7 protein-coding genes are annotated in these 12519 nt (G+C 67.6%); 2 read left to right on the top strand and 5 right to left on the bottom strand.

Annotated features, from left to right (window positions below; translation table 11 throughout):
* Nucleotides 1-304: 304 nt before the first annotated feature.
* The 3 genes from ABD211_RS32380 to ABD211_RS32370 all read right to left on the bottom strand — a co-directional run bounded on the left by ABD211_RS32380 (nt 305) and on the right by ABD211_RS32370 (nt 3328).
* The gene (locus ABD211_RS32380) at nt 305-1882 is read right to left on the bottom strand and encodes a sigma-70 family RNA polymerase sigma factor (RefSeq protein ID WP_344140237.1); all 1578 of its coding nucleotides are present in this window, start codon (nt 1880-1882) and stop codon (nt 305-307) included.
* 133 nt (nt 1883-2015) lie between these two features.
* Nucleotides 2016-2627: a dihydrofolate reductase family protein gene (locus tag ABD211_RS32375; protein ID WP_344140235.1), complete on the bottom strand. Its 612-nt coding sequence runs from the start codon at nt 2625-2627 to the stop codon at nt 2016-2018.
* A gap of 119 nt (nt 2628-2746) precedes the next feature.
* Entirely contained in the window at nt 2747-3328 is a 582-nt protein-coding gene (locus tag ABD211_RS32370; RefSeq protein WP_344140233.1) for a hypothetical protein, read from the bottom strand.
* 510 nt (nt 3329-3838) lie between these two features.
* On the opposite strand from ABD211_RS32370, the gene ABD211_RS32365 reads away from it, so the two are divergent.
* Nucleotides 3839-10252, top strand: a complete 6414-nt coding sequence (locus tag ABD211_RS32365) for an RHS repeat-associated core domain-containing protein (protein ID WP_344140231.1) — start codon at nt 3839-3841, stop codon at nt 10250-10252.
* A 52-nt stretch (nt 10253-10304) separates the two neighbouring features.
* Nucleotides 10305-10778 (top strand): hypothetical protein, encoded by a 474-nt coding sequence (locus ABD211_RS32360; RefSeq protein ID WP_344140229.1) that lies wholly within the window; start codon nt 10305-10307, stop codon nt 10776-10778.
* A 173-nt stretch (nt 10779-10951) separates the two neighbouring features.
* On the opposite strand, the gene ABD211_RS32355 is transcribed toward ABD211_RS32360, so the two are convergent.
* A complete protein-coding gene (locus ABD211_RS32355; protein WP_344140227.1) occupies nt 10952-11953 on the bottom strand; it encodes a hypothetical protein in 1002 nt (333 codons plus the stop codon).
* 75 nt (nt 11954-12028) lie between these two features.
* Nucleotides 12029-12391 carry a hypothetical protein gene (locus tag ABD211_RS32350; protein ID WP_344140225.1) on the bottom strand — a complete coding sequence of 121 codons (363 nt, stop codon included), beginning with the start codon at nt 12389-12391 and terminating at the stop codon, nt 12029-12031.
* Between the last annotated feature and the right edge of the window lie 128 nt (nt 12392-12519).

The following is a 12519-nucleotide window of genomic DNA, read 5'->3' as shown; positions in this document are numbered from 1 at the left end:
GGGTCGTGCCGGCCTGCGCCGTGCCCGACAACGCGACCAGCGCGCCACCGGCCGCTACGGCGGCCAGGGCCAACGGCACCGCGAGGCTCAGCCGCCAACGTCGACGGCGACCATGGGACGGATTGTTCATGACTCAGTCCTTTCCAAACCCGCGACGGAGCTAGCCGCGGTGCTTCGGAGACTGACAGAACGCATCGATGCATTCAATATTTCAATTGGATGACCAGATTGCGCTTTCCTTCATAACAATTTCCGGCGGACATGCGATATTGAGATTTCCGTTATCGGGATCACCAAAGGAGAGTCAGTTGGCGAGCGCGGGCCGGATCCGGAACGAACTGGCTGTACGGAACGCCGTCGTGTCGTCCGTCGGGTCGATCCACAGCGCCGTGTCGACGTGGCGCAGGAACCGGCCGGGGTAGTTGTAGGACTCGAGCGCCACGGAGTCCGACGTCGTTCCGGCGCGGGGGCAGAACGTCGAGTCCTCCCGGAACAGGACCGTCCCGTCGTCGGTGGCGGGCCGCAGCCGCCAGCTGGAGTGCCGCAGGTAGCGGCCGTCCGACGTGCGCAACGAGACGCAGCGCGCGTCCGCCAGCCCGGCGACGACCTCGAACGTCGCGTTCTGGCGGACGTCTGCGGCGCTGCCCGGGTTGGCGGCGGTGAGCGTGCCCAGGTCGCTGACCAGGGTGACGTACTCCCCGGCCCGGTCGGTCGCTTCAAGGGACAGCGGCCCGTGCGCCACCGCCCTGATGGCGGGGCGGGTGGGGGTGGGGCTCGTGCTCGGCTTGCGGGTCGGGCTCGCGCTGGGGCGGGTCGGCCGTGCGCTGGTCGGGGCGGGCCGTGACGTCACGGCGGCGCTGGTCGTCGGCGGCGGCGGTGGCAGGACCACGTCGGGCTCGCGTGGGGGGGACCAGGGGGCCAGGGCGAAAGCGACCGTGCCGGCGACCACCGCACCGCCGGCCACGGCGGCCGCCACCCGGTGGCCGCTGACCGCGTGGGCCAGTTGACCGAGAAATCCAACTTTCGCCCCGCTGGCGCCCGACGCCACCGCGCCACCGAGGACGCCCACGCTCGCGGCGGCCGAGCCTTTCGCGAACAGCGCTGCCGTCAGCGCCATCGGCACCGGCACCAGGGCCAGACCGACGAGCAGACGTGGGGTGGGGACCAGGCCCTCGCTCGCCGCGCCGCAAACCGGGCACCCACGCACGTGCCGCCCGATGCGCTTGCGCCACAGGGCGCTGGGCCGGCCGTCCCAGTGGGTCAGCACGTCGCTGAGCCGGGCGCAATGGGGCCGCGCGGCCAGCGCGGCAACGATCGCCCGGCTGAGCTCGAACTGGTCCAGCATCCGCTGGACGCGCACGCCGGCGTGGGCGGTGCTCAGCCCCATCGCGTCCGCCAACTGCGTGCGCGTCAGGTGACCGGCCGTCTCCAGCCACCACAGGGAGAGCAGCGTCCGGTCGTCCGGGTCCAACCAGCGGCTCGCGAGCACGGCCTGTCGACGCTGCCCGGACAGCCCCAGGCGCAGGATCGTCAGGTCCTCGAAGTCCGCGCCGGCGTCGGGCAGCCCGGCGGCCTCGTCGAGGGCGGCGTTGCGCCCGCTGGCGACGTCGCCGCGGTGCAGGTACGTGCTGACCTGGTTGACGGCGATCGTCGCCAGCCAGGTGCGGAAACCCTGCGGATCGCGCAGCGACCCGAGGTTGCGTACGGCGCGCAGCATCGTGTCCTGGACGACGTCGTCGGTGTCCGGGTGGCCGCTCATGGCCCGGCCGACGATGTTGTAGACGAACGGCAGGTAGATAGCGATCAGCTCATCGAGTGCCTGTCGGTCGCCGGAGCGGGCGGCCGCCACCAGCCCCGCTTCACTCGTACTCGCAGCTCGCATCTCCACCATTGCCGTCACCCGTGCACTGACCTCGACGTCGTCGTGACTGTGTACGACGATGGCCGTCCCGTCAAGGACGGACTACGGCAGAACTATGAGCAAAGAAACTGTTATCAATGAGCGCTTCGAAAAGTTACGCTCCGGGAACCTGGTGTTTGACGTCGTCGTAGCCGACGTGTGCGGGCGGCGCGGTCGGCGCGTAGATCACGCGGAGCACGCCGGTCGGGAACACCTCCGCTGACATGACCTTCAGGAAGTACGGGGCGTCGCCGTCGTCGAAGAGCCTGCGGCCCTTGCGTGCCGCCACGGGATGCACCATCAGGCGCAGCTCGTCGATCAGCCCCGCGGCGAGCAACTGCCGCACAACGGAGATCGACCCGGGAATGAGGATGCCTCGCACGTCGGGATCGGCCTTGAGCGCGGCGACCGCGTCGAGCAGATCGCCCTCGACCAGCTCGGAGTTGCGCCAGGTGAACTGCAGCGGCTGGTGGGAGACGACCACCTTGCGCGTGTCCCCGAGCTGTTTGGCGTACGGCGCGTCTTCCCCGCCTTCCGCCTCGCGGACCGGCCAGGCGCCGGCGAAACTGTCATACGTCTCGCGGCCGAGGAGCAGGACGTCCGCGGCGTCGAAGTCCTCGCCGACCGCGCGGCCCATGTTCTCGTCGAAGTAGGGGAAGTGCCATTCGGGGTCGACCTCGGCGACACCGTCAACGGAGACGAACAGCGAGGAGATGACCTTCGCCATCGGATGATCCCTTCACGTCAGGCAGTGTCAGCGATACGCCGACGAATCATCCTAAACAGGCGGATTCGGAATGGTCGCCCGGGCGGGGTGCCGCAGCCCTGCGGCACCCCGTGGTCCGGTCAGTACGAGCAGGTGACGTAGGCGTTGTCGAAGTAGACCGCCTGCGAGACGGTGGTGTTCTGGCCGAGCACCGAAACGCGGATGAAGACGTTGGCAGGGCCGCCGTACCAGGTGCTGGTGCTGAAGGCGGCGAACTCCGTGTTGATCACATAGGTGCTGCTGAATGCCACGTAGTCCCAGGTCACGGGGTCGATGACCTCGAGGTTCACCTTGGGGAGCGAGCCGTAGAGGGCGTCGCGACGGACGCTGAACGTGGCCTTGCACGAGATGGCGGGATGGCCGGCCCGCGGCGCGATGTAGACGGACCGGCCGAGCGACCCGAAGGAGTTGTAGAAGCGGGCGGCTACGTAGCCACCCTTGCTGTAGTTGACGCCGCCGGTCGGGGTCACGATTCCGCTGTAGGTGCCCGTGCCGTCCTTCACCCAGTTCGAGCTCGCGTTGGTCTCGAAGTTGTCGAAAAAGTACCAACTGGCCGCGTGGGCAGGTGTTGTCGTCGCGACGACGAGGCCGAGTGAGACGAGGCCGACCGTGACGAGCGAGCGCGTGCGACGGGTCAGGCTACCCAGGATTCTCTTTGTCACCGTACTCCTTTGCTGAGTCAACAGGGGACCGGACCGTCCTGTGTGGTGGATCCACAGCCGTTTGGGCCGGTGCTGGTGGGTAGCCTGCAGCATGACCGTCCGGTAGCCGGCCCGACTTGGACGCCGTTGGACACTAAGTCGATCTTCATGCATTGACCTATAGATGGGCCTCTACTAGAGTCCGTGCTCAGCAGATCAGCGCTCTGGTACGGGGGAAACACCATGGGTCACTGCCATTGTTTTGTGCTGCCCGCGATCCTGATTGAGCCGCCGGCACGTTGAGCCCGCGCGCTGCCGCAGGGCGCCTTTCCGTTCGCCGCACCGACCTCGACGACTCTCCCGTTGTGCTCGGCAGCGGTGCCACTACCGGCATCTGAACCCCCATATGCTGCCGCGCTGCGGCACGGCTCCCGGGCCGCGCTGCCGCGGCCCCGGCTCCGGGGTCAGTTCGGCCCGTCCATCTCCTGAGTCCGCTCCTTGACGACCCGCCGCCTGCCCCGGAGGTTCCTGGTGACGATTGTCTCGCCCGATGCCAGCTTGATACCGAATAGCGAATATACGTCGCTGCGGGCACGAATCCGGGCGCGGCTGGTGCGTCTGCTTGTTATGCCGCTGATCGGCGTGCTGGTCGGCACTCTGTCGGACCAGCCGGCCTTCGCGCTGCCCGGCGGGGTGCTGGCCGCGCCGCCGACCGCGTCGGCGGTGGCCGCCGTGCCGGTGTCGACGGTGGCCTGGTCGGCGCCACCGACTATTCCGAACTCGACGGATACGCTGCCGGCGGCGTCCAACCCGCCCGCCGAGTGGCCCGCCGAGGGCACGACCACCGTCACGCTCTCGGCGGCGACCACCGGTCTGTCCGCCGATGACGCCGCGAAGGCCGCGACCACGCCCGCCAAGGCGGGTGGACTGAGTCTGCGGGTGGGCGCGGTCAAGCCGGCCGCGTCGTCCGGGGCGCGGGACCTCGGCGCGGCGCCCAAGCGGATGCGGGTCGATGTGCTCGACCGGGCTACCACCGTCAAGGCGGGGATCAACGGCGTTCTTTTGCGGATAGCTCGAGCCGATGAGTCGAATGCCACTGGCTCGGCGGCGCTGAGCGTGGACTACAAGCAGTTCGCGGGCGCATTCGGGGCCGACTGGTCCTCGCGTCTGCGACTCGTGTCGCTGCCCGCCTGCGCGCTCACCACACCCGGCAGAGGGGCGTGCGCCGCGACACCGCTCGACTCCACCAACGACCTCAAGTCGAAGGCGGTCTCCGCCACCGTTCCGGTCACGGCCACCAGCACGCTGGTCGCCCTTGCCGCCGCGCCCTCCGGGCCGTCCGGCTCGTACGCAGCGACCCCGTTCCAAGCGTCGTCCACCTGGTCAGCTGGGGGCAACTCCGGCGCCTTCACATGGTCGTACCCCATGCGCGTACCACCGTCGGCCGGTGGCTTCGCGCCGCAGCTCGGGCTCAACTACAACTCCCAGTCGGTGGACGGTCGGCACGCCGCCTCCAACAACCAACCGTCCTGGGTGGGTGAGGGCTTCGATTTCAGCGCCGGCGGAACGATCGAACGCCGGTACACGGGATGCGCCGATGACATGGAGACCGGGGCCAACAACACACAGAAGACCGGCGACCTGTGCTGGGAGACGAACAACGCCGTCCTGTCCCTGGCCGGCCACTCGGGTGAGCTGATCTATAACAGCGGTGAAGGTCGCTGGCACCTGCGCGCCGATGACGGCACCCGCATCGAGCGCAGGACCGGCGCTGCCAACGGCGACAACGACGGTGAACACTGGGTTGTCACCACTCCCGGAGGCACGCAGTACTGGTTCGGTCTCAACCGGTTGCCGGGGTGGGCGTCCGGCGACCCGGAGACCGGGTCGGCGTGGACGGTGCCGGTGTTCGGCAACGACGCGAACGAGCCCTGCCACGCCACCACGTTCGCCGGTTCGGACTGTGTGCAGGCTTGGCGCTGGAACCTCGACTATGTCGTCGATATCAACGGCAACTCGGCCTCGTACTGGTACGTCAAGGAAACTAACCGGTACGGACGCAACAACTCCACCAGCGACGCGCCCACGTACGTACGGGGCGGCTACCTCGATCACATCGACTACGGCACCCGCACCGACAACGGCGTCGACTCAGTGCTCGATGCGCTCGCGGCGGAGCGGGTCGATCTGGCCGCGGGCGACCGGTGCGTGTCCAACTGCACCACGAAGAACGCGACGAACTGGCCGGACGTCCCGTGGGACGCCCAGTGCACCGGCACGCCCTGTGACAACCTCTCGCCGACGTTCTGGACCTCCAAGCGGCTCACCACCGTGACCACCCAGGTGCGCTCCGGCTCCGGCTACCGCAATGTCGAGCGGTGGACGCTGCGGCACACCTTCCCCGACCCGGGTGACGGCACCCGTGCCGGCCTCTGGCTGGCCAAGATCTCCCACGAGGGTCTGGCCGGCACCACCACCAGCGTGCCCGATATCGAGTTCGCCGGCATCCAGCTCGCCAACCGTGTCGACACCGTCGACTTCGCCGCCGCGATGAACTGGTGGCGCGTCGCCCGCATCCGCACCGAGTTCGGTGGCACGATCAACGTCACGTACTCGGCACCTGAGTGTGTGGCCGGTTCGCCGCCCACTCCGGAGACCAACAGCAAGCGCTGCTACCCGGTCCGGTGGACCCCGGAAGGCTACGCCAACCCCGTGACCGACTGGTTCCACAAGTATGTCGTTACCGACCTCTACGAAATCGACCACACCGGTGGCACCGCGCCACAGGGTAGCCCTCGCATCGCCTACCACTACACCTATCTCGACGGCGTCGCCTGGCACTACAACGACGACGACGGGTTGATCGACCGCAAGAACAAGACCTGGTCGGACTACCGGGGCTACAGCCGCGTCGGGGTCACCGTCGGGGACTCCGACGATCCGGGCCGGACGTACACCGAGACCAGGTACTTCCGTGGCATGCACGGCGACAGGGCCGCTGCCAGCGGTGGCACCCGCACCGTCACCGTCACCGGCACAGGCGTCGCCACGGTCAACGACGACGATGCCTACGCCGGAATGACCCGCGAGACCACCGTGTTCAACGGGCCCGGTGGGGCCGTCGTCTCCCGCGAGGTCAACGAACCGTGGCAGTCGTCCGCGACCGCCACCCGCACCATCAACGGCGACACTGTCCTCGCCCGCTTCACCAACACGAAGGCGACCCACTCGCGGGTGGCCCGCGACGGCGGGCGGGCGGACATGGTCAGCACGGTCAAGACCACGTTCGACTCCTATGGCATGGCTGTGCGGGTGGAGGACCTGGGCGATACAGCCACCACCGGTGACGAGACATGTGCCAGGACCACGTTCGAGCCACGCAACGCCACCGCCTGGATTCTGGACAAGCCGCACACCGTGCAGCAGTACGCCGTGGACTGTGCCAGTGCGACTGGAACGCTGACCGAGGCGCAGATCATCTCGGAGCAGCGGTTCACCTACGACGACAACACCTACCTCCAGGCGCCCGACAAGGGACTGGCGGCGAAGGTGGAGAGCATGTCGGCGTGGAACTCCGGCTCGCCGACGTTCATCACGGCGTCACGGGCCGCCTACGACGCCCACGGTAGGGTCACGACGTCCTGGGACGCCCTGGGCAAGGCCACGACCACCGAGTACACCCCGCTCATCGGCGGACCGGTGACCGCGACGAAGGTGACCAACCCACTCGGCTTCGTCACCACCACGACTTTGGACCCGGCATACGGCGCGGTCACCACCGTGGTCGACCCGAACCTGAAGCGCACGGAAACCGCGTACGACGGCCTCGGGCGCATTACCAAGATCTGGAAGCCCGGTCGCGACAAGGCCACCAAGACCGCCAACATGACCTTCAGCTACCTGGTGCGCACCGACGCGGCTTCTGTGATCAGCAGCAGTACGCTGAACAACGCCGAGCAGTACGTCACCAGCTACGCCCTCTTCGATGGCCTGCTGCGTGCCCGGCAGACGCAGTCCCCATCGGTGTCCGGTGGCCGGATCATCACGGAGAGCTTCTTCGACACCGCCGGGCATCAGGTCAAGACCTACAACGCGTACTACGCGAACGGCGCCCCGGGAACGACCCTGGTCACCGCCACCCAACGCACCGACGTGCCGCACCAGAACCGCGTCGTCTACGACGGCGCCTCCCGCCCGACCGCCTCCATCTTCCAGCCGTACGACACCGAGCGGTGGCGCAGCACCACCGTGTACGGGGGCGACCGGGTCGATGTCACACCGCCCGCCGGTGGCACCGCGACGTCCATCGTCAGCGACGCCCGAGGCCGCATGGTCGCGCAGCGACAGTACTTCGGCGCGACCCCGACGCCGGGCACCGCGGGCACCTGGGACCAGACCGCCTACACGTATAACGCCAAGGGCAAGCTGGCGAAGGTCACGGACACGGCGGGCAACAAGTGGGAGTACATCTACGATCTGCTCGGCCGCCAGATCGAGACCCGTGACCCGGATAAGGGCACCATGACGTACGGCTACGACAACGCCGGTCGGCTGACCTCGTCGGTGGACGCAAGCCAGAAGAAGCTCCTTTATGTTCTTGATGACCTCGGACGCAGGAAGTCCCTCTATGAGGACCAACTGGGCGGGACGCTGCGCGCCCAGTGGATCTACGACACTGTCGCCAAGGGTCAACTCACCACGGCGACCCGCAAGGTCGGCACCGCGCTGTACCAGACGAAGGTTCTCGCCTACGACGACCAGTACCACGCGACCCAGACGCAGATCGTGATCCCGTCCGCGGAGACCGGCCTGGCTGGCACCTACACCTACAACAACACCTACAACGGTGTCGACGGTTCACTGGTCTCCACGACGATCCCCGGCGTGACCGGCGGGCTGCCCACCGAAACGCTGTCATTGGCGTATAACAGCCTTGGTATGCCGACGTCGATGTCCACGCTGTACGGGACGAGCCCGGGCACCAACATGTCCCTCGTCCAGGCCGTTGCCTACAACGCGCTGGGCCAGACCGACCAGATCACTCTCGACACCGACAGCACCGCCGGTGGGCGCGTGTGGCAGTCCTTTACCCGCGAGCTCGATACGGGCCGGACCACGGGCATCCGCACCGACCGCGACTCCGCCACGCCGAACACTGTCGCGGACCTGCGCTACACCTACGACAACGCCGGCAACATCACCAGAATCGCCGATGTGGCCCCCGACCCGGTCGATGACACGCAGTGTTTCGGCTACGACTACCTGCAACGCCTCACGGAGGCGTGGACCCCGGCGAGCGGCGACTGCACCGCGGCCAAGTCGACCAGCGGACTCGGCGGTCCTGCGCCGTACTGGCACACGTGGGCGCTGGACAAGACCGGCAACCGCACCAAGCTCACGGTGCACACCGCGACGATCAACTACGTCACCGACTACCAGTACCCGGCCGCCGGCTCGGCCCGGGCCCACGCGGTCAGCTCCACCACCGGAGCCCAGATCGCCGAGTACCGCTACGACAGCAACGGCAACACCACCTGCCGACCAGCCGGCACGGCCACCAACGACTGCGACGCGACCAACCCGGTCGCAGCTGGTTCGCAAACCATCACGTGGGACCCGGAAGGCCACGTCGCCACCTCCGTCGATGCCACGGGCACAACGACCTACGTCTACGACGCTGACGGCAACCGGCTCATCAGGCGCGACCCCACCGGCAGCACCCTGTACCTGCCAGGTCAAGAAGTCCGCTACACCACCGCCACCCAGGGCGTCGCCTGCACCCGCTACTACACGTTCGGCGGGGCGACCGTCGCCTCCCGTAACGCCGCGGGCCTGACCTGGCTCACCTCCGATCATCAGGGCACCGCCCAGATCGCCATCCGTCAGTCCGACCAACAGGCCACGGTGCGTCGTCAGTTGCCGTACGGCGGGTCGCGCGGCGCCGCCGTGACCTGGCCCAATTCCAAGGGCTTCGTCGGGGGCACCAACGACAACACCGGCCTGACCCACCTCGGCGCCCGCGAGTACGACCCGAACCTGGGGCGTTTCATCTCGGTCGACCCCGTCATGGACCTGACCGACCCCCAGCAATGGAACGCGTACGCCTACGCCAACAATCGCGCGATCACTCTGAGCGACCCAGCTGGCACGGAGCCGGGATCGTGGTGTACCAGCGGTGCCTGCGGAGGACAGTCCGTGCAGGCGTACCCGATGGAGCACGCTCTCCCACGCCGCCTCAACCCGGTCGCGCCGCCGTGCTCCTGCCCGATCAAGCCCTACGGCAACCCGACCCCACCTCCCGGTCAAAAGTGTGCGCTGACAATGAACGGGCAGTGCGTCACCAACGTCAACATGCCACAATTGCGCCCCGAGAACATCACCAACGGCAGCACGCAGTTTGCCTTGGACACCGCGGCACGACAGGGCGGCACCTGTAAGTTCGGCTGGTATCAGATCGTGTGCTTCAACGCCCAGGGTTACCTCGTTGATGCGAAAAAGAACCAGGCCCAGACAATCGGCGACGTCATGCTGTATCCCGGCTCGGTAGGGGACTTCATCGCGGACCTCGAGGTCGAGAAGAAGGCGCGGGACGACATCGCCGGCTGGTGCAAGATGGCTGGCTGCGATGGAGCCAAGGCCGCCGAAACGCTTGGCCCAGATCTCGAAAAGCACGAGAGAGCCCATTCTGAACAATGGACGAAGTACAGTAGCGTCGGCGATTTTGTGACCAGCTACCTCGCATTATCTGCGAAGTCTCAGCGCTACTGCCAGGATCCAGGCGACTGCAATCGGCTCGAGGTCGACGCAAATCCGTTCCACGGCAGGTACTGGAATGTAAAGGGATACGACAGCAGAGGTCTAATCTTTGAGATGCCGACGAACGATCAGCTTGTCAACAGTGGTATCGCATCGGAGTCAACGTTCCTCAACTCGTTGGGGTCCTAGAGTCGGCGGGGCCGGCGGTCGGTTCCGCCCCGGTGGTGGCGTCGCTGTCATTGTGCTGCTCCTGGCCGGCCTGGTGGCGTGTACACCGGCGCCGCCGGAGCGGCTGGCCCTGCGGAGGAACGGATCTGCCGTTCAGCTGGTGGTGCTGTTGTGTGGCATGGAGCGCATTCTTGGTATGTCCATTTCGGAGGTCGACGGACCGAATTCCTGGTCCGTCGAACCGCCGGATGACGGTTACCGAACTACGGCAAGGGCCAGCGGAGAGTTTGAGGTTCGCGATGCGTTTGAAACGCCACAGGGCTGGACGGCAGCCTCCACCAGCCTCACGGCGATCGCGGATGACACCAGGTATTCCGCGATGACCGGGGTGGTCTCATGGAAACTTCGGATGCGCTTCGATGGTCGGCAGGTGTCGCAACTCAAGGACGGCGAGGTTCTCACCGGCAGCGGTGACGACACCACGGTGATGAGCGAGGCGGACTTTCGCGAGAAGGTCCTTGCGGATGCCGAGAAGGACGGATGTTGATCACGGCGCGGGTCAGTGCCTCGGCATCCGGTCCACCTCAGCGACACCGTCAACGGAGACGAACAGCGAGGAGATGACCCTCGCTCCGGGCGCCGACCATGATCGCCGCCCGGAGACGTGACGTGCCTGTCTCAGTAACTGATGGGTGTGCGAGAGTGCTGGAACGCGTGGGCTCAGCTGATCGTGGCGCGCCAACTGGTGAGGTTGGTCTGGGTCCACTTCAGTCGCGAGCCGCAGCCGAGGTCCATCGTCGGGTAGTACGAGGCGCCGACGGTCGATGACGCGTTGGTGTAGACGCCGTTGACGCGGACCTGGATGCCGGTGGTCTCGAACGCGCGGCCCTTCATCGTGGCGCAGTAGTAGCCGAGGCCGGTGGACGGGTTGCGGGTCAGGTAGGGCTCGAACACATCCCACCCGCGGACGCCGATCTGGCTGGTGCCGGACTTCGTCCAGAAGGTGTCCCAGGCACCCCTCGCGTAGTTGTACAGGTACGCGGTCCAGGTGTTGTTCGCGGTGTTGGTCTTCTGGATGATGACGCTGTACGCCGGCAGCCCGTTGACCTGGGTGGTGTAGGTCCTGACGAAGGTCGCGTTGATCGGGATCTCCTTCGCGACGCCGCTGTTGCTGGAGCACCAGTCCCACGCCCAGACCACCGGGGCGTCCCAGGTGTACGCGGTCGTGATCTCAATGCACGCGCTGCTCGGGGGCATGAGCGTCGGGGCGTACACGACGTCGCCGGTGCGGGTGGTGTCGCCGGAGCCGTAGAAGACGCTGTGCGTGGCGCGGATGCCGGTGGACGTCGCGAGTTTGGTGAAGTACGTGCCCGCGGCGGGGTGCTCCTGCGCGGCCGCGGCGGCGCTGGCGCTCGCGTCGGCGTCGGGGGCCGACTTGCCGGCCCGGGCCAGGGATCGTGCGCGGTGCGCGGCCTGGGCCCCGGCGGTGGCCCGGATGGCGGATCCGGTGCGGCCGGGGACCTCGCCGCCGATGGGGGCGTCGCCGGGGCCGGCGGCTGCCGGCTTCGGCAGCGTGGTGCGGGTGTCGACGCTGGGCGCGGCGACCTGCTTCGACGGCCCGGTGTCCGCGTTCGCGACGGCGTATCCGGTGCCCGCGACGACCGCGAGGCCGGTGGCGATGGCGATCAGTCGCGGAGTGAGTCTGCGCAGCGTGTATGGCATCGCGGGTCGCCTTTCGGGGATGCGAAAGGTCCCACGCCAGCTGCGGAGGCGCGGCGCGGGAACGGTGCCGCGACCCTAGCGCTGTGCGTCGATTGCGGTCAATGCCTCGATCTCCATGTGTACTACCGGTTCAGGACGATGATCGCCGGCGCTCGCCGGGAGCGGCCACGTACTGCCGGAGGCGAAGTGCCAGGGGACGACGGCGATAATGATCACCACCCACAGGGCCGCGCCGGCCACCTCGCGGGTCGCGTGGTCCATCCCGTCGCCCAACCACAGGGGCAGGGCGACGGCGCCGAGCCAGATGAGCTTCCAGGCTGACTCGAACAGCAGCACGGGCAGCATCTTCACCGGGTACCGCAGTCCCACGAGTGCGAGCAGGGACAGCGCCACCAGCATGCAGTTGACGACGGCGACGACCGGGTGGCCCAGTGCCACCTCGTCGGCGCGCTGGGCTGCTGTGCCGCCGCGACCGAGCCCCGGTTGTCCGCGCGGCTGCTCGGCGCGAGCGAGAACCTGCGCGCCGAGGTGGACGCCAGCATCAACGCTGGCCTGGCCGCCCCGCT

It is taken from the genome of Luedemannella flava (assembly GCF_039528515.1).
Lineage (GTDB): Bacteria > Actinomycetota > Actinomycetes > Mycobacteriales > Micromonosporaceae > Luedemannella > Luedemannella flava.
The sequence above is the reverse complement of the archived record's forward strand: the minus strand, read 5'-3'. Positions and strand labels throughout refer to the sequence as shown.

What these genes read in the sequence shown, in the direction of transcription:
- ABD211_RS32380 (WP_344140237.1), bottom strand. Translation starts at nt 1,882, where the DNA reads ATGCGAGCTGCGAGTACGAGTGAAGCGGGGCTGGTGGCGGCCGCCCGC.
- ABD211_RS32375 (WP_344140235.1), bottom strand. Translation starts at nt 2,627, where the DNA reads ATGGCGAAGGTCATCTCCTCGCTGTTCGTCTCCGTTGACGGTGTCGCC.
- ABD211_RS32355 (WP_344140227.1), bottom strand. Translation starts at nt 11,953, where the DNA reads ATGCCATACACGCTGCGCAGACTCACTCCGCGACTGATCGCCATCGCC.